This is a genomic window from Streptomyces sp. NPDC029836, assembly GCF_055574495.1.
In genome coordinates this window covers 1-21980 of record NZ_JBVHZI010000029.1, presented here as the reverse complement: position 1 = coordinate 21980, position 21980 = coordinate 1, and the positions used below count along the sequence as shown (strand labels likewise).

Annotated in this window: 19 protein-coding genes and 2 pseudogenes; 8 read left to right on the top strand and 13 right to left on the bottom strand. The window is 68.5% G+C overall.

All coding sequences use genetic code 11. From position 1 onward, the window contains the following. Nucleotides 1-220: 220 nt before the first annotated feature. Nucleotides 221-433 carry a hypothetical protein gene (locus ACZ4XJ_RS36725; RefSeq protein ID WP_468498781.1) on the bottom strand — a complete coding sequence of 71 codons (213 nt, stop codon included), beginning with the start codon at nt 431-433 and terminating at the stop codon, nt 221-223. A gap of 433 nt (nt 434-866) precedes the next feature. On the opposite strand from ACZ4XJ_RS36725, the gene ACZ4XJ_RS36720 reads away from it, so the two are divergent. Beyond that, complete coding sequence (locus ACZ4XJ_RS36720) at nt 867-1241, top strand: hypothetical protein (protein WP_468498780.1); 375 nt, start codon at nt 867-869, stop codon at nt 1239-1241. A gap of 187 nt (nt 1242-1428) precedes the next feature. Here the strand turns inward: ACZ4XJ_RS36720 and ACZ4XJ_RS36715 are convergent, their stop codons facing one another. From ACZ4XJ_RS36715 to ACZ4XJ_RS36690, 6 genes are all read right to left on the bottom strand, one after another. Further along, nucleotides 1429-3063 carry a protoporphyrinogen/coproporphyrinogen oxidase gene (locus ACZ4XJ_RS36715; RefSeq protein WP_468498779.1) on the bottom strand — a complete coding sequence of 545 codons (1635 nt, stop codon included), beginning with the start codon at nt 3061-3063 and terminating at the stop codon, nt 1429-1431. A gap of 32 nt (nt 3064-3095) precedes the next feature. Further along, complete coding sequence (locus tag ACZ4XJ_RS36710; protein WP_468498778.1) at nt 3096-4184, bottom strand: terpene synthase family protein; 1089 nt, start codon at nt 4182-4184, stop codon at nt 3096-3098. A gap of 439 nt (nt 4185-4623) precedes the next feature. Further along, on the bottom strand, nt 4624-5595 hold the full coding sequence (locus tag ACZ4XJ_RS36705) for a 4-hydroxy-3-methylbut-2-enyl diphosphate reductase (RefSeq protein WP_468498777.1): 972 nt from the start codon (nt 5593-5595) through the stop codon (nt 4624-4626). Further along, nucleotides 5592-6632, bottom strand: a complete 1041-nt coding sequence (locus ACZ4XJ_RS36700) for a polyprenyl synthetase family protein (protein ID WP_468498776.1) — start codon at nt 6630-6632, stop codon at nt 5592-5594. The genes ACZ4XJ_RS36705 and ACZ4XJ_RS36700 overlap by 4 nt, the downstream gene beginning before the upstream one ends. Next, nucleotides 6629-7768, bottom strand: coding sequence for a flavodoxin-dependent (E)-4-hydroxy-3-methylbut-2-enyl-diphosphate synthase (gene ispG / locus ACZ4XJ_RS36695; RefSeq protein WP_468498775.1), 1140 nt, complete (start codon nt 7766-7768; stop codon nt 6629-6631). The genes ACZ4XJ_RS36700 and ispG overlap by 4 nt, the downstream gene beginning before the upstream one ends. Further along, nucleotides 7765-9633: a 1-deoxy-D-xylulose-5-phosphate synthase gene (locus ACZ4XJ_RS36690; protein ID WP_468498774.1), complete on the bottom strand. Its 1869-nt coding sequence runs from the start codon at nt 9631-9633 to the stop codon at nt 7765-7767. Before ACZ4XJ_RS36690 ends, ispG begins: the two co-directional genes overlap by 4 nt. 831 nt (nt 9634-10464) lie before the next feature. Here ACZ4XJ_RS36690 and ACZ4XJ_RS36685 point away from each other — a divergent pair. From ACZ4XJ_RS36685 to ACZ4XJ_RS36675, 3 genes are all read left to right on the top strand, one after another. Continuing rightward, nucleotides 10465-10704 carry a hypothetical protein gene (locus tag ACZ4XJ_RS36685; protein WP_468498773.1) on the top strand — a complete coding sequence of 80 codons (240 nt, stop codon included), beginning with the start codon at nt 10465-10467 and terminating at the stop codon, nt 10702-10704. Nucleotides 10705-10766: 62 nt separating this feature from the next. Further along, nucleotides 10767-12254, top strand: coding sequence for an ABC1 kinase family protein (locus tag ACZ4XJ_RS36680; protein WP_468498772.1), 1488 nt, complete (start codon nt 10767-10769; stop codon nt 12252-12254). Nucleotides 12255-12537: 283 nt separating this feature from the next. Continuing rightward, nucleotides 12538-12714, top strand: a complete 177-nt coding sequence (locus ACZ4XJ_RS36675; RefSeq protein ID WP_468498771.1) for a hypothetical protein — start codon at nt 12538-12540, stop codon at nt 12712-12714. 904 nt (nt 12715-13618) lie between these two features. Here the strand turns inward: ACZ4XJ_RS36675 and ACZ4XJ_RS36670 are convergent. From ACZ4XJ_RS36670 to ACZ4XJ_RS36655, 4 genes and pseudogenes are all read right to left on the bottom strand, one after another. Beyond that, nucleotides 13619-14319: pseudogene (locus tag ACZ4XJ_RS36670) on the bottom strand (HNH endonuclease family protein). Between the two features lie 198 nt (nt 14320-14517). Next, nucleotides 14518-15549 carry a CHAT domain-containing protein gene (locus ACZ4XJ_RS36665; RefSeq protein WP_468498770.1) on the bottom strand — a complete coding sequence of 344 codons (1032 nt, stop codon included), beginning with the start codon at nt 15547-15549 and terminating at the stop codon, nt 14518-14520. Between the two features lie 127 nt (nt 15550-15676). Then, nucleotides 15677-15865, bottom strand: a complete 189-nt coding sequence (locus tag ACZ4XJ_RS36660; RefSeq protein WP_468498769.1) for a hypothetical protein — start codon at nt 15863-15865, stop codon at nt 15677-15679. After that, a complete protein-coding gene (locus ACZ4XJ_RS36655; protein ID WP_468498768.1) occupies nt 15811-16389 on the bottom strand; it encodes an NADPH-dependent F420 reductase in 579 nt (192 codons plus the stop codon). The genes ACZ4XJ_RS36660 and ACZ4XJ_RS36655 overlap by 55 nt, the downstream gene beginning before the upstream one ends. Before the next feature lie 237 nt (nt 16390-16626). On the opposite strand from ACZ4XJ_RS36655, the gene ACZ4XJ_RS36650 reads away from it, so the two are divergent. Beyond that, on the top strand, nt 16627-17034 hold the full coding sequence (locus ACZ4XJ_RS36650) for a VOC family protein (RefSeq protein ID WP_468498767.1): 408 nt from the start codon (nt 16627-16629) through the stop codon (nt 17032-17034). 25 nt (nt 17035-17059) lie between these two features. On the opposite strand, the gene ACZ4XJ_RS36645 is transcribed toward ACZ4XJ_RS36650, so the two are convergent. Beyond that, entirely contained in the window at nt 17060-18019 is a 960-nt protein-coding gene (locus tag ACZ4XJ_RS36645; protein ID WP_468498766.1) for a helix-turn-helix transcriptional regulator, read from the bottom strand. 226 nt (nt 18020-18245) lie between these two features. Here ACZ4XJ_RS36645 and ACZ4XJ_RS36640 point away from each other — a divergent pair, with 226 nt between their 5' ends. Genes ACZ4XJ_RS36640 through ACZ4XJ_RS36630 form a run of 3 tightly spaced genes read left to right on the top strand, consistent with a single transcriptional unit; the run spans nt 18246 to nt 20504 of the window. After that, nucleotides 18246-19187 (top strand): VOC family protein, encoded by a 942-nt coding sequence (locus ACZ4XJ_RS36640; protein ID WP_468498765.1) that lies wholly within the window; start codon nt 18246-18248, stop codon nt 19185-19187. Beyond that, nucleotides 19156-19638, top strand: a complete 483-nt coding sequence (locus tag ACZ4XJ_RS36635) for a VOC family protein (protein WP_468498764.1) — start codon at nt 19156-19158, stop codon at nt 19636-19638. Before ACZ4XJ_RS36640 ends, ACZ4XJ_RS36635 begins: the two co-directional genes overlap by 32 nt. After that, complete coding sequence (locus tag ACZ4XJ_RS36630) at nt 19635-20504, top strand: Gfo/Idh/MocA family protein (RefSeq protein WP_468498763.1); 870 nt, start codon at nt 19635-19637, stop codon at nt 20502-20504. The genes ACZ4XJ_RS36635 and ACZ4XJ_RS36630 overlap by 4 nt, the downstream gene beginning before the upstream one ends. 1203 nt (nt 20505-21707) lie before the next feature. Here ACZ4XJ_RS36630 and ACZ4XJ_RS36625 read toward each other — a convergent pair. Continuing rightward, nucleotides 21708-21980: pseudogene (locus ACZ4XJ_RS36625) on the bottom strand (transposase); the annotation flags it as partial.

The window sequence follows — 21980 nt, the reverse complement described above, 5'->3', positions numbered from 1 at the left end:
CTCCAGCCGGAGGACCACTTCTTCCACGGGCCGAACTGTCAGCCACACCACACTGGGGACGGATCATTTTCAGGCAGTTTCCCGAGGTGCCCGCCCAACGAACGTCACTCAGCGTGGTGGTCCACGGAATGTGAGCCAGAACCCCACTTCGGGAGGCGTCGGCGCCGGAATCTGTTCGAGCGCGGGCCTGATGGCCCGGCGCCGGGTCGCCCGTCAAAGGTCAGACGGTAGGTGTCGCGAAGAGGTAGCGGGTGGCGCCGTTCTCGTCGCCCTCGTGGCTCCGGCCGACGAGCACCTGACCTGCCGGTGCGCAGACGTCATGGCCCGACTCCCGCCGCCACCCGCTCCACTCGCCGGTCGTGAAAGTCAGGCGGTGCTCGGTGCCGTTGACCTGGGCGGTGACCTCAGCCGACTGGTACTCGGTCCTGCCCATCTCGTCACCCGCGTGGCAGCGGCTCTCTCCACCTGACCTTCGGCTTGACCACGCAGGCCTGCGCCGACTGCATGAGCTGGGTGATCGACCAGCTCCGGGGTGACGTCGGCTTCAGCACGGATGCCCCCCGCTTCGACACCCCGGCCGCCCAGAGCGCGTACGTCAACAAGCTGCGCGAAGCCGTCGTGGCCGTGCTGGACGATCTGGTGGTCACCGACCGGTGGGCCCGCCCCCTCGACGCCACCCACCACGGCCGCCCGTACGCGTCCCTACCCCCACCTGGACCAGGTCCCCGCCGACCCCAACCTGACCGTACGGCTGACCTGCCCGCGCGCCCGACTCGACCAGAACCCCGATACGGGGTTAGTGGACGCTGGCGGCCGCGGGCACCGCGTGGGACTTCGCCGCCCCAGCCGGTCCCCTCCTCACGCGGTTGAAGACCGGGCAGCCTGCAACGCTCGGCGAACTCGCCCAGCACGCACGCCTGTCCGTCGCCGACGCTGCGGCGCTGCTTACCGTCCTCGTGCAGGGCCAGGCCGCCGCGGTGACCGGGGGCCGGCCGGTGACGGCCGAAGCGGCCCTAGGTACTCACCGGGTCCGCGCCGCCGCCGCGGTGGCGCGGACCGCGTGCGAGGGCGGGACCGGCTGGATCGACACTGCCCCGAACTACGGCGCCGGCACCGTCCACGCCGAGCTCCACCCGGTGCTCGACGCGTTCCCGGCGGTGCGGGTGGCGACGACGACCGGCTTCTACACCCGCCGCACCGGACAGGCCGGTGCCCGGCACAGCCTCGTCGGACTTCAATAACTGGCGGACCCGCCGCTCCGCCGCCGCTCTGTGCCGCGCCGACATCGTCTTCGTCCACAACCCCGAGACCACGGGTCACGGTGACCGTGACTGCCTGCACGCGGGACTCCGCGCCGCCTTCAAGGCCCCGAAGTCGGATGTGTCCGCGGCGCCTCGGGTTGAGAATGGTGGGTGCTCAAGGCCTGGATCAGTTCGCATTGGGCTGGGCGGATGTGGCCGTGGGGTGTCCCAGTGTGGTGGCCAGGCGGTGGGCGGCTGTTTCGCCGGAGGTCAGGGCGGAGTTTGTGGATCCGAAGGAGAAGTAGTCGCCGGCGAGAGCGATTCTTGATGCGCTGGGGAGGCTGTCTATGCCGTTGCGGAGTTCTGCGATGCTGCCGGGGTGGGTGAGAGGGACGCAGGGGCGGCAGCGGGAGACCCGGGTCATTTCGATCTTTTCGGCCATGCCCGGGAAGAGGTTCAGTTGTTGCAGGTCCCGCAGCGCGGCGGCGGCGATCTGCTCGTCCGGGAGGTGGAACAGAGCCTCGCTCTGCTGCGTCGGCCAGTAGAGGGTGATCAGTGCTTTGCCGACCGGAGCCCTTCCTGGTGCTCGGTTGTGGTCCAGGCAGATACCGAGGCCACCGGGGTACTCCCGGCGCGGCACGAAGATCCACATGGCGGGTTCGGTTGGTCGGTGGGAGAGGCCGAAGGACACGTGGAGGCAGGTGGAGTAGCGCAGATAGGACAGGTAGCTGCGCATCGCCGGGGGCAGGCCTGACCAGATACTGGCGACCGCTGGGCCGGGGAGCGCGATGACGCAGGCCGAAACGGTCTCCTTTCGTTCCTGGCGGTCGGGGCCTTCGTAGGTGAGGGTGACGTTGTCGTGGTGTTCCTCCAGTGCGGTGACCTTGGTGTTGAAGCGGACGTCGAGCTGCTTCGCGAGGCCGATCGGGAGGAAGGACACGCCGGTGGGGGAGTTGAAGTAGCCGGTTCCCAGGGCTGCACGTGTGGCCAGGTAGACGTGGGCCATGGAGAGCTCTTCGGGGGGCGCGAAGTAGTAGTTCACGCTCAGCGGTTCGATGACGTAGTCGAAGAGTTCCTGGTTCAGGCGCCGGGCGGTGTAGGCGGTACAGGCCTCGTCCGCCTCGTGGGCCTTCGACAGGTCCCGGAAGTTGATGCGGTCACCCAGCCGTCTGGCATCGGCGGCGAGCCTGAGGAGCCGCAGCTTGCTTCCGGCAGACAACAGCTTGGTTCGGAAGAGATCCCTGGGTGCGTGTCGGCCGATGCGGTGGACTTCGCCGCCCTTGAGGAATCCGTAGACGTCGCCTGAGGGAAAGGCTTCGTTGCTCAGGCCGGCGTCTTGGATGAGCCGTCGCATCTCCCGGTAGGAGTTGGGGAGCATTGCGGCCCCGACGTCGATGCGGTAGCCGTTGATCTCCTCGGTCCACATGCGCCCGCCTACGTGGGGTGAGCTTTCCAGTACCGCGACATCGAAGCCGGCCTGCTGGAGCCGGAACGCTGCCGAGAGGCCGGCAATCCCCGCGCCGATCACCCGGATGCGCTGCCGCGGCGTGGTGGGGAGTGGTTCGTGTGCCAGTTGTGGACTGACCGTCATATCAACCTCTTGAATGAGGGGAAGGGCGTGTGCCCAGACCAGCAAGTTGGCCAGGGCACGCTGCCTGCGGGGAGCGAATGACGCAAGGCGCGCCACCACGGGGGCGGCAGCGAACGTGCCGGGGGCGCCCGCGTACACCTGCGAGGCCTGTGAACCGGACAGATCTGTTCCGTGAAGGCAGTACGGAGGGTGCTCATCGCGCTCGCACTGCGTGGGGAAGGACGCGCTCACTACGGACAGCCCAGCCGGGGTTGCCTCAGGGGTCACGTGTGGAGCAGGTCCCACCACCACGCTATGGGGGCCGGCTTCTCCGAGTAGGTGCTGGTCGGTGCCGGGGTGATGTCGTGGAGGGCCGTTTCGGGGCGGGTGACGGGCGTGGCATCTGTGGGGCCGGAGAGGCCGAACGTGGTGCTGTACCGGGGGAGGAAGCGCTGCCACTCGTAGGTGCCGCGCACCATGTTGGCCATCTGGTCGGTGTAACGCAGCAGGGCGGGGGAGGCGTCCTTGCGAAGTTGTTCCCGCATGGCGGTGAAGAACTCCATGACGGTCTCCAGGAGGGCGCATGCCTGGTAGGTGGCGTCCTGGGCGGAGAGGGAGTGCTGGACGGCGAGGATGTGGACGATGTTGGATTCCAGGGACTGCTGGTGCTGTTCTCGCGCGTAGGAGGGCAGGTCGGTGGGGACCGTCAGCAGGATGCCGGCGGCCTGGACCAGGGCGTGGACTTCGGGGCGGGTTCGTTCGTGCGCGGGAAGCACCGTGCCGTCTGCCACTTCGATCATGTGACCGGACAGGATGGAGGCGCCGTCCGTGGGGCGGATGAGGAGGTGGTCTTCCATGGTGCGTACGGTGTTGGTGGACCTGTCGCTCACGCCGCACATGGTCCCGGTGGCCCATTGGTAGTGGGCGAGGGCGCAGAGGTGCGCCAGGGCGGGATCGGCGAGGGTGTGGATGCGCCGTATGAGGTCGCCCAGGGCGGAGGCGAACGCGTCGAAGGCGGGGTCGCCGGTGGGTGCGGTCGCCGGATAGAGGGCGCGCGGCATCATGCGGGCCGCGATGGTGTTGAAAGTGCCGGGTCGGGCGGCGTGCGGGCCGCCGTCGCAGTAGTAGTCGTCGTATAACAGGGCCCACATGAGCCAGTCGGACAGGGCCTGGACTCCTTCCTCGGTGCCGTCGGGCGCCCAGCTGCAGGCGAGGAAGCCGGTGTCGGTGGCGGCGGCCCGGCTCAGTGAGGTGTCGTCCATCCCGTGTCGTTCCATCCAGGCGAGAGAGCGGGCGTCGAACACCTCGACGCCGTCCCGTACGCGCAGTTCGAGCGGGCACCACAGAGGCGGGATGGTGATGCTTGTGTCCATGACGTGAGTGGTTCCTTCCTGGATCGGGAACTTCTGGCTCCTGACGGTGCGCCCGGAGGCAGATGTGGCAGTGCTTGTCAGCCGGGGCCGGCCGTACAAGCGGTCTTTGTGCGTCTTCGATGGGGCGGCTGGGGGGAGGGTTCGTGGAACGGCGCGCACGTCCCCTGTGGGGCCGCGCCCACACGGCTCGCGACCCTCGCCGCGGGCCGGCATCGTTGGCGATGCATGCGGGGGGATTGAGCCCCACACTGATCTGGCCCGGGCCCTCTGGGAACGGTTCTGACACATCGTGAGCTGGTAGAGGCGGCTGACTGGTGCACCGCTCGAGGGTGGTGCGGTTGCGCCTTGGTGCTGCCCGGGGCGAGCGCTCGTGGGGTGGGACTGGCGGAATTGTCTCTTGGCTGGGTGGGCAACGTGGTTGGGGCCGCAGCCTGGGGCGTCAGCGAAGGTTGCGGCGCAGTTCTTGGGGGAGGGCGAAGGTGATGGACTCGTCGGCGGTCGTCACGGTCTCGACGTCGCTGTAGCCGTGTTCGGCGAGCCATTGCAGGACGCCGTCGACGAGGATGTCGGGTGCGGAGGCGCCGGAGGTCAGGCCGATCGTGGTGACGTCCTCAAGCCAGGCTTCGTCGATCGCTTCCGCGGTGTCCACCAGGTGCGCGGACCGAACGCCGGCGTCATGGGCGACCTCGACCATCCGGACGGAGTTGGAGGAGTTCTTGGAGCCGACGACGATGATGAGCTCGGCGTCCTCGGCCAGCTTCTTCACGGCCATCTGGCGGTTCTGTGTGGCGTAGCAGATGTCGTCGCTGGGCGGTGAGAGGAGTGCGGGGAACCTCTCCTTGAGGGCGTGGACGGTCTCCATCGTCTCGTCTACGGACAGGGTGGTCTGCGAGAGCCAAACGAGTTTCGATTCGTCGCGCACGGTCAGGTTGGCAACGTCTAGCGGACCGTCGACCAGGGTGATGTGCTCGGGGGCTTCGCCTGAGGTGCCGATGACCTCTTCGTGTCCCTCGTGACCGATGAGCAGGATGTCGTAGCCCTCCCGTGCGTACCGGACGGCTTCCTTGTGGACCTTGGTGACCAGCGGGCAGGTCGCGTCGATCGTGGAGAGGTTCCGCTTCGCGGCTTCGGCATGGACGGACGGAGCGACACCGTGGGCGGAGAACATCACGATGGCCCCTTCCGGGACTTCGTCGGTCCTTTCGACGAAGACCGCGCCCTTCTTCCGCAGCGTCTGCACGACGTACTTGTTGTGGACGATCTCGTGGCGGACGTAGATGGGCGGCCCGTACTGCTCCAGGGCCCTCTCGACGGCCAGCACGGCGCGATCAACGCCCGCGCACCAGCCGCGGGGAGAGGCGAGCAGGACACGGCGCGGTCGCGGTGTTGCGGGCTCTGCTGGTGTGGTCATGTGGTCCTCGCGGTGGCGCTGAAGGCCAGGGAACGCAGCCCGGCTGTGATGTGCGGGGGCAGGCCGGCGGTGTCAAGAGCGGCCAGGGCACTCTGACGCCGCTGGTCGATCATGTCCTCCACGGCAGCTCGGGCACCGGTGTCGGTGAGGACGGCGCGTACCTGTTCTGCACCCTGGTGGGTCAGGCGCGGGTCGCCGACATTGCGCAGCAGGGTGCGGCGTTGGGTTGGGTTGGCGTTCTGCAGGGCGAGGGCCATCAGGACGGTGGCTTTGCCCTCCCGTAGGTCGTCCAGGGCGGGTTTGCCCGTCTCGTCGGGGTTGCCGAAGACGCCCAGCAGGTCATCGCGGAGCTGGAAGGCTTCACCCACGGGCATGCCGTAGGCGGTGAGAACCAGTCCGCAGGCGGTGGTGCCGGACGTACCGGCGAGAGCTGCTCCCAGCAGAAGGGGTCCCTCGACGGTGTACTTCGCGGTCTTGTACCGGGTGATCGTCAGCGCTGGGCCCGGCCCTGCGGGGGGTTGTCCGGCATGGGTGATGTCGAGGTACTGCCCGTAGATGGTGTCGGCGCGCAGGGTGTTGGCGATGGGCAGGGCCGCGGCGAGCTGGGTGGGGGTCAGGCCGGCGTCGTGGAGGAGATCGTCGGCGAAGACGAGGGCGAGGTCGCCGATGAGGATGGCGGCTTCGGTGCCGACCTGGCGGTGGACGGTGGGCAGGCCGCGGCGGGTGTCGGAGGCGTCGATGATGTCGTCGTGGATGAGGGCGAAGGCGTGGAACATTTCCAGGGATGCGGCTGCCTTCAGGACCGGCTCGGGGATGCCGAGGCCGCCGGCAGCCTGCCAGCCGGCCACGCACAGCACGGGGCGGATGCGTTTGCCTCCGGCCTGGATGAAGTCACCCAGGACCTGTGCTGCCTGCTGCGGCAGGCCCCGGTCGTGCGCGTTGCGGGCCTGGCGGGTCAGGAAGCCGGTGAGGGTGGTGTCCACCGCGCGTCGCAGGGCGTCCTGGTCGAAGAGGGCGGCCGGGGCCTGGGCGCTCATGCGTGGCCCTCCTCATTGCCGGGTTCCTCGCCCAGCTGTTCGCCCAGGCGCATCGCTTCCTCGACGAGCGCTTCGACGATCTTCGACTCCGGGACGGTTTTGATGATTTCGCCCTTGACGAAGATCTGGCCCTTGCCGTTGCCGGAAGCGACGCCGAGGTCGGCTTCGCGTGCTTCGCCTGGTCCGTTGACGACACAGCCCATGACAGCGACGCGCAGTGGGTAGGGAAAGCCGTCCAACGCGGCGGTGACGCGTTCGGTGAGGTTGTAGACGTCGACTTGGGCGCGTCCGCAGGAAGGACAGGAGACGATCTCCAGCTGCCGTGCGCGCAGGCCCAGCGACTGCAGGATCTGGATGCCGGTCTTGACCTCTTCGACGGGGGGTGCGGTGAGGGAGACGCGAATGGTGTCGCCGATTCCCTCGGCCAGGAGGATCGCGAAGGCGGTCGCGGATTTTATGGTGCCCTGCGGTGGGGGGCCGGCTTCGGTGACGCCCAGGTGCAGGGGATAGTCGCAGGCGGCGGCGAGGTGGCGGTAGGCGGCGACCACGGTCAGGGGGTCGTGGTGCTTGACGGAGATCTTCAGGTCGGTGAAGCCGTGCTCCTCGAACAGGGAGCATTCCCACAGTGCGGACTCCGCGAGCGCCTGGGGAGTGGCCTTTCCGTACTTGGCCAGCAGCCGCCGGTCCAGACTCCCGGCGTTGACGCCGATACGGATGGGCGTCCCGGCCGCAGACGCGGCCTTCGCGATCTCTTTCACCTTGTCGTCGAAGGCCCTGATGTTGCCCGGGTTGACCCGTACCGCTGCACAGCCGGCGTCCAGGGCGGCGAAGACGTAGCGCGGCTGGAAGTGGATGTCGGCGATGACGGGGATCTTCGACTTCGCAGCGATGGCGGGCAGAGCGTCGGCGTCGTCCTGGGAGGGCACTGCGACGCGCACGATGTCACATCCGGCCGCGGTCAGTTCCGCGATCTGCTGCAGCGTCGCATCCACGTTCGCGGTCGGGGTGGTGGTCATGGACTGCACGGAAACCGGTGCGTCACCGCCTACCGGGACACCGGCGACGTGGATCTGCCGGCAGCGGCGCCGGACCGGACCTTGGGGGAGGGCAGGCAGGGGCAGGTCGACGGTGGTCATGCAGGGCTCCCGTCGGTACGTAGGGAGTGCGCCAGGGGTTTTCCGGCGCGGGCGCGCAGGACCGCGTAGGTGATCTGCGCGGCCGACAGGCCCGCCTGGGCGAGCAGTTCGCTGCGCGGGCCGTGCGTGAGGAACGCGCGGGGCAGGCCCAGTGCATGCAGGGGGGTGGTGACCGCATGGTCACGTAATCCCTGGGCGAGGGCGCTGCCGATGCCTCCGCTACGGGAGCTGTCCTCCACGGTGATCACCAACCGGTGCCGGGCCGCCAGGTCGAGCAGTTCCGGTGCGACGGGGGTGACCCAGCGCGGGTCGACGACGCTCACCCCGATGCCCTGGCCGGTCAGCTTGGCGGCGGCCTGCAGGCACTGGTGCGCCATCGGTCCGTACGACACCAGAAGCACGTCACGTATCCCGGATTCCGCGAGGACATCGACGCTGCCGGTACGGCGAAGGGCCTCGATGGCCGGACCGGCCGTCCCCTTCGGGAAGCGGACGGCGCTGGGACCCGCGTCATGTGCGACGGCCTCACGCAGCAGAGACCGCAGCTGGCTGCTGTCACGGGGAGCTGCGACGCGCATTCCGGGCACCATGCCCAGCAGGGGCAGGTCCCACATGCCGTGGTGGGAGGCGCCGTCGGGCCCGGTGATGCCGGCCCGGTCCAGGACGAAGGTGACCGGCAGCCGGTGCAGGGCCACATCCATGAGGACCTGGTCCACGGCCCGGGTGAGGAAGGTGGAGTAGAGGGCGACGACGGGATGGAGGCCGCCCAAGGCCAGGCCGGCGGCGGAGGTGACGGCGTGCTGTTCGGCGATCCCGACGTCGAAGACCCGCTCGGGGTACTTCGCCGCCATCGGATACAAGCCCGTGGGCCGCAGCATGGAGGCGGTGATGGCGACCACGTCCTCGCGGTCACCGGCCACTTCCAGCAAAGCCTGTCCGAAGACGCTGGTCCACGACACGGGGGGCGGGCAGGAATCAGGGGCGGGCGTGGGCCGGCCGGTGACCGCGTCCACGGTGCCGACTGCGTGCAGGCAGTCTGCTTCGTCGCCTTCGGCCGGACCGAAGCCATGTCCCTTGACCGTGACGGCATGGACGAGCACGGGGCGGCGCAGGATGCGTGCCCGGTCCAGGGCATCCTGCAGGGCGCCGGTGTCGTGTCCGTCCACAGGGCCCAGATAGGCGAAGCCGAGCTGGGTGAACAGGTTCGGTTCCGCCCGGTCACCGGCGCTGGGGCCGGGGTACTTGAGCGTGTGCAGGTGGTCAGCCAGGGCCCCGGTGGTGGGCGCGTAGGAGCGGCCGTTGTCATTGAGGACGACGACGACCGGCCGTTGACTGGCACCGACGTTGTTCAGAGCTTCCCAGGCCATGCCGCCGGTCATCGCTCCGTCGCCGATGACGACGACCACCGAACGGTCCTGGTACCCGCGCAGTTCATACGCTTTGGCCAGGCCGTCGGCGTAGGAAAGAGAGGCGGAGGCGTGGGAGTTCTCGGACCAGTCGTGCACCGACTCAGCCCGCGAGGGATAGCCGGACGGCCCTCCCGCCTGACGCAGGCGGTCGAAGCCCGCGGCGCGGCCGGTCAGAATCTTGTGAACGTAAGCCTGGTGGCCGGTGTCGAAGAGAATCGCGTCGCGGGGTGAGTCGAAGACACGATGCAAAGCGATGGTCAGCTCCACCACGCCCAGGTTGGGGCCCAGATGCCCGCCGGCCGCACACACCTTCTCGATCAGGAAGGCACGAATGTCCCGGGCCAGGGCCGCGAGCTGGCCGGCCGGCAGGGCGCGCACGTCGTGCGGGCCCCCGAGAGTGGTCAGATGGGCGCCCTCGAGCGGAGCGGACGGGCCGGCCTCGGAAAGCTCCGTCATAACGACTCCCGGACTTCGTCCGTCCAGCGGGACGTACCACGGGTGCGCGCCTGAATTCGCGGCGGCCCGAGGCAGCGCCACGTCGAGTTCGTGCATGGTGCAGGGCCGGTTCCGTACGAGGGCATGACAGTGAGGGGCATGAGCAGGGATTCCTTCCGCAGCAACGCACGAGGATTCGCCAGGCAGAAGCGGCCCGTACCTCCCCGTTACGGGAAAGCGTTCCTCAAAGGTGCCCCCGATCGGCGCGTGCCATTACTCCCCGCCGCGGGCGCACTGGAGGCACAGGGCTTAACCAGCCCTCAAGCGGGGCTCCCTGCGCCCGCCGGGCGTCCGACCGGTGCGCGGCTCGGTAGAAGCATCGGACAGCACCAACCCCAGCCGACGTAGTGCCACGCCGTAACCCGGCACCCGATCCACAAGATGCGAAGCCGTCGGCCACAGCCGTATGAACACCAGGTCACATCGTTTCTGCATCCTCTACCAACCCGCCGCAGGGTACCGGGCCCGGGAGTTGTGGCAGTCGCCCGCACACCGCACAACCGGCCGTCCGCGCGCCGGTGGCACTGCAGAATCCGCATACACCCCGGTGTGCTGCGCGCACTCCCACCGTCGGGGTTGCCCTTACGGCCGAGGGTGCCGAATGGTGGAAAGGCGCGATTGACCAACCGGGTACCAGAACCCTGACCGGGACGGCCGCCGTCAGACCACCCATCCACGGCGGCACCGTGGGTGCCGGGCCATGGCACCTCCGGCATGAACAGAGGTGTTAGAAGAGCCTGCCTGGCCAGGCGCCGTACCAGACCGCAGCATCCACAGAGGAGAAGCCCTTTCATGGCAAAAAGGCGTAAGAACCTCATCGATGACGTCCTGGACCGGGCAAGTGATGTCGGTCGCGACTCCCGCGATATGACGCGCCGCGCCCTCACCGGCAAGAAGAAGGGAAAGAAGGGAAAGAAGGGCACGCGCAAGCTGGTCAAGCAAAACAACCGCGCCATCGAGGCGCTCGTGGTCCAACTGGACCAGTACATCAAGCACGACCGCGAAAAGGAGAAGACCCGCTCCGCCAGCTGAGCCCACGCCACAGTCCGCCCTTGGGCACTTCGGCCTCAGACGGCAAGGAAAGGTGGGCCCGGGTGGCCGAGCGCCGCGCACGACACACCGCTCAAGTAGTGGCCCGGCTCGGACTGCAGGAAGTGTCCCGGGCCGTCGGACACCGCCGCGCCCGGGCCCACGGCACGCAGGACACAGAGCAGCGACGGGCCCGCGCCATCCGCCAAGCCCTGGAACAGCTCGGACCCCTCTACGTGAAAATCGGCCAGATTCTCTCCACCCGACCCGATTTCGTGCCGGCCTACGTACGCGAAGAACTCGCTCTGCTCACCGATCAAGCCACAGTACGTCCCTTCGCCGGCTTCGTGCCGGCCCTGGAGGAGGAGCTCGGACCGCAGTGGCGAGACTCGTTCCAATCGTTTGAGACTGACCAGCCGCTGGGAGCCGCCTCCCTCGCACAGGTCTATCGCGCCACCCTCCGAGACGGCACTCCGTGCGTAGTGAAAATTCAACGTCCAGGATCTCACGGGACTGTGCTGGGCGACATGACCGTCCTGCGCCGCGTCACCCGCATCATCGGAAAGGTCGCGCCTCGCTTCAATGAGGTCATCGACACCGGCGCGATGCTCGACGTCATCTTCCGCGCCATGAACGATGAGTTGGACTTCACCCGAGAAGCCGCCAACATGAAGGCCGCCCGAAAAGCGGCAAAAGAGTTCAAAACGATCAAGGTGCCCAAGGCAATCCTGGCCACCCCGCGGGTACTCATCCAGACACTTGCCGACGGGCAAGCCGCCCACCGCCTGAAGGAAGACGAACTCAGCCGCAAGCAGCGCAAAAAGATGGCCAAAGAGTTCGTCGCCTTCATGTTCAAGGGATTCTTCGTCGAACGGACATTCCACGCAGACCCGCACCCCGGCAACGTGCTGGTCAGCCCGGACGGCAAAGCCCACGTCATCGACTGGGGCATGGTGGGCCGCATCGATCGCAGCACCAGCGCCGCGATGCTCGGCACGATGATCGGCATGGCCTACAACGACGGGCCGGCGCTCGCCCAGTCCTGGATCCGCCTTGGCTCCACCACCCCGTGGAGCGACATCGGAGGGTTCACCTCCGACATCGCACGCTTCGTACCGCACGTCACGAACGCCTCCCTGGCCGAACTGAACTTCGGCGTTGCCCTCACCTCCGTCCTCACCTTCTCCTCCGACCGGGGCATCCAGACCTCGCCGAACATCTCGATCCTGGGCAAGTCCGTGGCCAACATGGAAGGCACGGTCCGGCACATCCACCCCGGTCTGAAACTGGCCGACAGCATCCGCGAGGTCCTGCAGGACATCCTGCTGGACATGGCCAAGGACCTCGGGTCCCCCGAACAGCTAGCGCAATACGGCCTGCACGCCCTGCACGCCCTCACCCACGGACCTGGCCAAGGGATACGGGCGCTCAACGACATCGCCGACCGCCAGCTCACCGTGCACAACCACACCCGCCTCAGCGACAACCGCGCCAGCAAAACGGCGTTCGCACTCATCCTGCTCGCCCTCCGCAACCGCCACCGGCCAAGCTGACCCCGCGTCCTTCTCCTCACCGGCCAATTGCACAGCCCGTCAAGGAGCCGCGCTATCTGCCCCGCGCAGCGCTGCCGGGACGGCAAGGGGCTGCGCCGGCAGGGCAGGAAGCACGCAGAGCGCTGCAAAGCTTTATCTCCACATGCGTCCCCCACAACCTTGCTTCCCGGCTGCTGCGGCCCGGCCGGAGCGAACTGGGTATGAGCCTCACGTGATCAACCGAGCAGTGTCCCGTTTCGCCTGAAGAACCCGGGTGTACTGAGCGGCAGAAGGAGAAAGGCCCATGCTGAGCCGCCCCCGCAGTCTTCTCTTCTGGCTCGCACTCATCATCCTGCTGTACCTCATCCTTACGGCACCCTCCGAACTAGCCAACACAGTCCTAGCCCTGTGGCGCGGCATCAGGAAATTCTTCGAATCTCTGGACATCCTCGTCGATACCCTTCAAGGGCATGGCAAATGAGATTCCATGCCGCACAGCACCCTGTTCCGTGCCGACGGGACAGAGGAGACGTACACCTACTTCGACGGTGTCATCCGGGCGGTACACGCCGACGGAACCCGATGCCCCCGCACCGGCAAGGGCCGTCACACCCAGCGCCCGCCCGACCCACGCTGTCCCGGACGCACGAAGTACGTGGCGACCTGCCGCCGCTGCAAGTGGGAAAGCGAGTCATCTTCGTACGCCAAACTGCGAGTCGAAGCGAAAGAGCATGCCCGGGAATGCGACGACCGCCGGCCGTACATCATGACCGCACAGGACTTCGTGAACCTTCCTCCAGCCGAGCAGGCCGCCCCCCGAGCCTGGAAAGAGATGCGCGACGCACTGCCGCCCGAACTACAGCCGCCTGTGCTCACCGTCGCACAGCACCGAGAACGCACCATGGCCGCGCCCCTGCCGTCCCGAGCACCAGTGCTTCCGACCTGCGCGGTCCCGCTTCCCTAGGCGGCAGGCCTGCTGAGTCAACCGGAACAGGTACCGGACACGACCGAGGCATCAGCCCACGCAGCGGCCGTTGAGGCAGCGCGCGCCGCCGGGCGGGTCTACGTCGGTATCAGCCGCACCGACCGCGGCTGGTGCGTATACGCGCAGCCAGACACCGATCCCGCAGGCCGACCCCATCGCGCCGTCACACGAGTCCTCGCGCAGGCCGTCGCGCGCCTGGTACGCGAAGGCGACGCCCTGGGGGGAGGAAGCACCAGTGCAGTGACGGCCGTGACCGGGGTACCGGACGAGTACCGGGCACGGATCTATGCCCTGGCCTCCCAGAACGCTCTCGCTGGAGACCTCGATCGACTCCTGCGACTCTGGACGGGATGGCGCTGACCGGGGGGCGGGGACGGCTCACCCCACTGGGTGAGCCAGTTCACCGCAGAATCACGCCTGCGCCGTCGGCCTCGTCAGGCCGCGTGGGTCTGGGGGCGGGGGTGTAGGTGACGGTGTTGCCGCCGCAGCCGGCCGCGATGTCGTACAGGCGGTCCTGTTCGTTCTGGTCGACGGCGAGCTGCCACCGGAGCTTGGTCGCGGTCCACTCCGACGCGTACCGGCACAACCCCTCCGAGGCCGGCGGCAGCCACTCGAAGGGGTCCTGGTCGGACTTCTGCCGGTTCGAGCGCGCGGTGACCGCGACGAGGCTGGTGGTCTGCTGCTGGTCGTTCGCGTACGCCTCACGCCGCGCCGGCGTCCAGGTGGAGGCGCCCGAGTCCCAGGCCTCGGCCAGGGGCACCATGTGGTCGATGTCCAGCGCGGTGGCGGAGGTGACGGTCTGCTCGTCGTAGTACGACCACCCGCTGCCCCCGGTCAGCGTGCACCGCGGGCCCACCACGGGCGGCTCGACGGCCTCGCGATCAGGACCTCACGGCGGGTGTCGCAGCCGTCGGTGCGGTTCTCGCCGGCGTTCCAGTGCCTGAACGCGTCGCGGTCGTAGCCGTCCCGGGACTCGTCCGCGATCCGCAGCGCGAAGACCGCCACCCCGATCGGCAGAACCTCCGGGGCGGCGGCCGCGGCTTGGGCGGTGGTGGGCAGGGACAGGGGCAGCACGGTCAGGGCCAGGGCGGCGGCGCGCATCACGTGATCATCACGGAGCTGGTTGTAGCCGTCTGCCCGCGGCCAGTTGGCCGTTGCGCCGCGGGGGGAACCCGATTGCGCGGTCGGATTCACCGGCGACACGACTCCGCGCGACCTGTCGACCGTCCCGGGTGGGGGCGACGGGGGCTCAGGGCGGTGGGCGGAGGTGACGGGTCGGAGGCCGAGCGCGGGGTGCGTTCATTCTGGCGGCGGGGTCACCAACTTTGTAGCACCAGGGTCCACGCCGGGAGCGCAAGCGAGGGTTGGCAGTTCGTGGTCGAGTAGCCCGTTCATTTCCATGGCCGCACGGCTGAACCGGTGCGCTGCCTGAACGGACTGCCCCTCGGCGATGGCAGCGTAGAAGCGGGCTGCGTAGTTGATGGCGTCGGCGTCTTCGATGGTGTCGGACATGCCGATGGCGAACGGGACGGTGTCGATGAGGTTCGCGGCCTGAGGCGCAGAGTGGCAGGAGTTAAGCAGGACCAGCAGTGGGGGTTCGTCGACGGCCGCGATCACCCGGGCGAAGGCGCGGGCATTCACCTCGGCTTCCTCGTGGAAGCCATCCTCGTCCTTCTCGAAGAAGATCAGATCATCTGCGCTGTGGCCGGAGAAGTGCACGACGTGCGGGCGGAAGCGAGGTAGGGCGTCCAAGAACACATCGGTGGTCGCTGCCGGATGAACATCGAGTTCGATCAGATCTCGGTGGGTGACACTTTGCACAGCCGCCCGGATCTTTTGCTGCTCCCGCCCGATACGCAGATCACCTTCGGAGGAGGCCCCCAGCAGCAGCACCCGCAGCTTTTCCGGCTTCGGAGCCCGCAGTTCCTTCAGCACCGTTCGCACCTGTCCTTCCGCCGTCGACAAACGGCGTTCGATCCGGGCCTGACCGGCAGCGGCGCGCCGCTCGGCCTGTTGTTGTTCGCGCTGACGGGTCTTCTCGACGGCGGCCCGCTCGGACAGCTCCGCCTTTGCGAGCTTGGTCTCCAGATCCGCAGCCTCCTTGCTGAGCTTGGCCGCCTTCACGCTCCAGGTGCCCGCATCGCGGCCGGCCTTGTTTGCCTCGTCTCGTACCGCTGCGCGGTACGCAGCTTGCTCGCCCGGGTGGTGATGCTGCTCGCCTTCGCTGCGGCCGTTTGCTCCTTCGCGGCCTTGCCGCGCCGATCGGCCTCCTTCGTACGGAATTCGCTGGCCTTCTTCTCCGCGGCGGCACGCCCCTGGTACTTGCGACATCGGGGACGGCCAGGACGATGTGGGTCGTCGGTGCGGGCATGACGGTGGGTTCCTTGCGTTGGCAGGTCGGTCGTGCGGGTGGGGGGCCGTGCCTGTACACGACTGGCCCCTCACCGCCGGTCCACCATCAGCGGACGATCTTGACTCCGAAGCGGCTGCCGAGGGCGAGGCCGAGTGCGGTGTGGAAGTGGGCGTACATCTCCAGACCGCGGGCCGCGGCCAGGGGTCCGAGGTCGGCGATGTCGTTCCAGCCGTACGCGGTCAGGATCTCGCGGGCCGCGGTCTTGGCGTCCTCGTGGTCGCCGGCGAGGAACATGGTGTGGTCGCCGCCGCCGAACTCGCCCGGGTTGACGACGTTTCCTGCTCCTGGGTGACGAAGGTCTTCACGACCATCGTGTCGGGCAGGGCGTGCTGGATCTGTTCGGCGAGGCTGTCGGTGTCGACGGGGTCCAGGCGCGGCATCTCACCCCACGGGGTGGGCCAGGAGTACTGGGGACCGCCGGGCTGCTGGTAGACGTACGGGACGGCGTAGTCGATCAGGACCTTGCCCGCGAGTGATGCGGCCGGCAGGGCGGTCAGCACAACGACGGCGTTCGTGCCGTCGATCCCGTTGATGATCAGCTCGCCCGCGTCGGCGGCCTCCGCGAACGTGACGAGGGTCAGCTCGGGGTGGACGGCGTGGAAGGCGGCGAAGGGCTCGGTTCCCATCATGTCCGGTTCGGTACGGGCCAGGGTGGCCTCGGGACTGCGGGTGCCGACGATGACCTGGTGGCCGAGGGCGGACAGGCGGGCCGCGTGCTGGCGCGCGCCGGCGCCGGTACCGAGAATCGCGATCTTCACAGTGCTGCTCCAAGGAATGAGAAAACGACGACAGACGGTCGTAATGACTACAAAAGCCACACTAGGCGTCTATTAGGACATCTCTTGTCCTACAAGCTGCGCCACGGGCGATCCGTAGAGGGCGCTGCAGCCGCTGGCCGGGGGTGACACCGATGGCGGTGGGCGGGCGCGCGCCGCCGAGGGCTGCCTGAGACTCGGGAGTGAGACGCCCTGCTTTGTTCTGTTGAAGGAGAGCGCATGCCGTTCGTGCCGTGTATCAGCGTTGCGGACACCGCAGCCAGCGTTGCGTTCTACAAGAGCGTCGGCTTCGATGTCGATTCCTCGAGTGCGACCGCGGGCGATGACCTGCACATGCTGCTGTTCAAGGGCGACCTGGCCGGGATGCTCTACGGCAACGCCGATCTGAAGGCGTGGCTGCCGGTGCTGGAAGGGCAGCCGATCGGCTTCGCCGGGATGTTCTACCTGTCGGTGAGCGACTTCCAGGGCACCTACGACCTGGCCAGCCGGCACGCGCGGATCGTCAAGGAACCGGTCACCGACAACAACGGGGTCCACGAGTTCTACTTCCGCGACCCCGATGGCTACGTCATCGGCATCAACGACCGTGCCGCGCTTGAAGGCAGCCACATGGGCAAGTTCGCCTGAACCGACAGCCGGCCGCGCCCGCGGCTCAGGCGGTGGCGTCGAGGGCTCGGCGAGCGGCTGCCCGTAGGTGGTCACGGACCGCCTCGTCGGCGTCGAGGGTGTAGTCGGCATCCAGGCCGGCGAGGATCTGGGCGATGGTGGTCAGGCGGTCGCCGGAGCAGTCGACGGTGCAGGTGTTCTCATCGACCGCCCGCACGCGGGTGGCGAGCGCCCAGGTACGGGCACGGAGCGAATCGGCGGATTCCGCCACGGTCGCGATGGCGCGGTAGCGCACCGGCGCACCGGCGATCTTCGAAGCCACATGCCCCGCAGGGTCCCCGCCGGGCACAGCCCGGCGTGTGAAGCGCCGGCGGGTAGGGGCGAGCGCGGTGATGCGGTCGAGGCGGTAGATCCGCCAGTCGTCACGATCGTGATCATGCGCGAGGAGATACCACAGCCCGCCGGAGGCGACCAGCTGCTGGGGATCGACCCTGCGCCCCGCAGCGGTGCCGGCGCGGGTGGTGTATTCGAAGGTGACGGTCTCCAGGTCGCGGCACGCGGCCGCCAGCGCGGCCAGGGTAGCCGCGTCGGTACGCGGACCGCGGCGCTCCCACTCGATGCTGCTGGTCGCCTGCTGCAAAGCGGCGACCTTCGACCGCAAGCGTGTCGGCAGCACCTGCTCGAGTTTGGCCAGGGCCCGCAAGGTGGTCTCCTCCATGCCTGCCAGCTGCCCGGCAGCGGTCCGCAGGGCGACGGCGGTGGCCGTGGCTTCCTCATCGTCAAGGATCAGCGGCGGCATCGCAGCGCCGGCCGCGAGCCGGTAGCCCCCTGCGTGCCCGGTGGTGCCTCCGACGGGGTACTCCAGTTCACGCAGCCGGTCGATGTCGCGGCGCACGGTACGGGTGGTGACGCCGAGCCGTTCGGCGAGTTCGGCACCGGACCATTCGCGGCGCGTCTGCAGCAAAGAGAGCAGGCGCAGCATCCGGGCGGGCAGGTCGGTCGTCATGCCTTCAGCATGCCGCTCTTTAAGGACGCCAGATGTCCTAAAAGACACATAGCGTGAGAAGCGCGCCGGGGATCAAATACCGGCACGTGAATGGGTCGGGGCTTCGGCGATAACCCGCAGTCCGCCTCTGAGGCCCCCCACTGCGGTCCGCAGTCAGCAGCGGGGCACCTCTTCCCTCCGCTCCGACCCCGCACGCACGTACGAAAGGCAGCCCAGCGTGAGCTTCATGTCTCCCGGCCAAGTGGTCTGGTTCGAGTTCGGTACCAGTGACCCGCAAGCCGTCACGGACCTCTACGGTCCCCTCCTCGGTTGGAGCTTCGAGGTCGACCGGGACTCCTCTGTCGACGGCCGCACCTACACCCGCATCCTCGCCTCCGGCGCACCCTGGCCGATGGGCGCGATCCAGCAGGGCGACACCAGCGGCGAAACCCTCAACCTGTCGGTCCTGTCCGCCGACGTCCACGCCGACGTCGACAAGCTCGCCGCCCTCGGCGCGCAGATCCTGGTGCCGGCCACGCAGGTCGGCGAGGTGACGGTGTTCGCCCGGCTGGCCGACCCCCGCGGCAACGTCCTGTCCTTGTTCTCCCGCGGCGGGTCGGCACAGCTCGCCGAGCGGGCGAAGGCGACGGAGGAGCACATGCAGCAGGCCGCCACCGCGCCGCCGGCCGGTGCGATGGCGTGGTTCGAGATCGGCACCCGCGACGCGAAGGCAACGATGGACTTCTACGCCGCGGCATTCGGCTGGCGGTTCCAGCAGGACGAGACGGCCGGCAGCACGCCGCTCTTCAACATCTTCACCACTACCGACTCGCCCTGCGGCGGCACTCTGCGAGACCACAACAGGAGCACCGACGGCACCGACTACGCCATGCCGTCCTTCCTCGTAGCCGACGTCACCGCTCTCACCGTCGCAGCGCAGCGGGCGGGAGTCCGCCTCGAGAGCGGACCGGAGCCGGCCCCGACGGCCGGGTTACCGCTCGCCTCCTCGACCCGCGCGGCAACCGCTTCGGCGTGTTCTCCCCGCCCGCCCACACCACCAACGCGTGACCTCCATCGCCGGCCCCGGAGCGGACACCGGCTGCACCATCCGCGCCCGGCCGACCGCCGCCGGCGGGATCCCGAAAGGACTTCTCGACATGAACCCCTCTTTCTCGACCGGTCCCCTTGACGGTGCGGTGGCCTCGTATGCGATCTGGGCCGACGACGGCCGCCGGCTCGCCGAGTTCTACGCCGCGGCACTGGGCACCGAGGTCGGCACGCCCTATCCCGACGAGCACGGCAACGACGCCGCCTTCCCCCTCACCGCCGGCGGCGCGATGTACGTCTTCTGGACCTCCTCCTCCTTCACGGCCCCCGACTGGCCGCGGCAGGACCTGCCGTTCCACCTGGACCTGACGTTCACCGACGTGACCGCCGCCGAGAAGCGACTGGTGGAACTCGGAGCAACCAAGCCCTCCTTCCAGCCCGGCGGGGGCACTGGACCGTCCTACTGGACCCCTCCGGCCAGCCGCTGTGCATCAGCCAGTGCCGGCCTTCCTGACCGCATCAGACCGCCTGCGCGGGGCCACGGCCCACCCGTGTCCCCCGCGCCCCTCAATCCGGAGGAAGAAGAATCATGAAGATCGCACTGCTGGGAACCGGCTTCGGCCAGGCGCACGCAGCCGTCTACGCCACCCGAGGCGACGTCGAAGTCGTCATGTTCGGCCGCGACCCACACAAGACCGCCCAAGTCGCCGGACAGTTCGGCTTCACCGCCTCCACCGACATGGACACCGCGTTCACAGACCCCTCCTTCGACCTCGTCGACATCTGCCTTCCCGTCAACCTGCACGCCGAGTACGTGCTGCGCGCCCTGGACGCGGGCAAGCACGCACTGGTCGAGCTACCCCTCGCCCACACCATCGAGGACGCCCAGCGCGTCGCGGACGCCGCAGCGGGCAGCGACAGGCAGGTGTTCGTGGACATGTTCGAGCGGTTCATCCCCGCCAACCGAGCCCTGTTCGACGCCGTGGCCGCCGGCACGTACGGGCGGCTGGAGCAGCTGACCTTGTGGAACAAGACCGCCCACCTGTGGCCGGGCGCGTCCCTCGGGCTGAAGGTCCTGCCCCTGGAGGCCATGCACAGCGACGTGGACATCGTCACCCGTACCCTCGGCCTGCCCCACGACGTCACCGTGACGACCGTCGCACGCGACAAGGACTCCGCCGCGATCGACGCTGCCTTCGGCTTCGACGGTGCGGCGGCGCGCAGCTCGATCTCCTCCCTGATGCCCACGGCATGGGGGGCGCGGGGCGGTTACACCGCCACGTTCGAGCACGGGGTGCTGGACGCCACGTCCACCATGGGCTTCGACGGCAAACAGACCGGCACCGTCACCGCCTACACCGCCGAGGGGCAGCGGGAGCTGGATCTGCCGCCGGCCGATCAGTACACCGCGATGATCGACCACGTCCTGGCCGTGCTGCGCGGCGAGGCTGAGAATTAGATCGGGCCCGACAGCGTGCTGGACGCCCTCCGGCTCACCGTCGAGATCGACCAGCGGGTCAACAACCCGCGCTGAGTACCCCTGTCCCCACCGGGGGCTACGTGACGGGTCGGCCCCCGGCCTCAGGCAACGTTCGCCCTGGTGTGAGGCCCTGCCTGTTGACCGCTGGCGATGATCGCCCGATGAGCGCCTTCGAACGTCCTGTGCCGCCCCTGAACGCCAACGAGCGCACGGGCCTGGTGCCGTACGGCGGCCAGCGTCATCATCGGAGATGTCGGCGAGGCCTGGGGGCGGTGTCGCGGGTATCGGGCAGGAATGAGGGGCTGCGATGGCGAGACGGGGGAGGCTGGGCCACGAGGAAGTCCATCAGCCGAGCGCTGAAGAGATCCTGGAGGTGATGGATCTGCTGCCGGGCCCGGAGGGGGAGGACCGGATCGTGCTGGCAATTGACGCGAACCGGTGCGCGTTGCGGGGAGATGCACCGCGGACCTCGGCGGCTGCCCTTCGGGCGATGTTGGAGCAGATGGAGAATGAGGGACTGGTCCGGTGCTTCGCCCCCGGTGCTCTCGATCTTCCGCGCTTCGGCCCCCGGTGGTGGTCAGCGGCCAAGGCGCGGCAAAGGGACGAGGAGTGCCAGGCGGCAGCTGCGCGGCCCCTGGAGGCCGACGTGAAGCCGCTGCCGGCGCAGGGGCGTCGCGGGGCGGAGATCTCGGATGCTCTCCAGGATGAGCGGGCCGGCGGAGGCAGCCCGTTGAAGAGGGCCGTTGACGCCACGCTGGAGGCGAATCGGCGTAGATACCAAGAGTATCGGCGCCGTTCAGGCGGGGAGGGCGGGGCGAACTGAGGCGTTCCGGCCCGGCAGACGGAGCCCGCCGCAGTCGAACCGCGCGGTATTCCTGTCTGGCCCAAACTGCGGGCGAAGCCCGAGCCGACGTCTCGATGGTGCGGCGGCGGGCCCAGCCGGGAGTGCCCTGATGGCGTTGTTGTCCGCGTGAAAGCTGGCGTCGTCGGACACGAGGAGTCGATCGACGTCGTTGCGTCCCCGACGGGCATATCGGAACGGAGAGCAGAAGTGATTCCCGCAATCTCGGGCGTGGTGGAGAACGGATTGAGGAGTGCCTGCTGCTCTCGCGGGTCGCCGATCGGCGCCCGGACTTTCGGTCCGGCTGTTTTATCCCGTGACAGCAAAGGCTTGCGGCGTGGGAGGAAGCCGGCGTTCATGAGCCGGTTGTTCTTGACGAAGCGGCGTCCGACGAAGCGCTTCTTGCCCGCAGCACGCGTGATTGGGGCGGAGCCGGCATAAAACTTGAGGGCTCTTGCGTCGGTGAAACGACTCCGGTCGTCGCCGATCTTGGCGAGCACCCTGGCACCGAGCAGGGAGCCGAGGCCAGGGAAACTGAGCAGGATCTCGCTGTCCGCGTGCTGCTGGAAGCACTCGCGGCGGCGAGGTCGTCCGCGGCCTGGCATGCCGCGGAC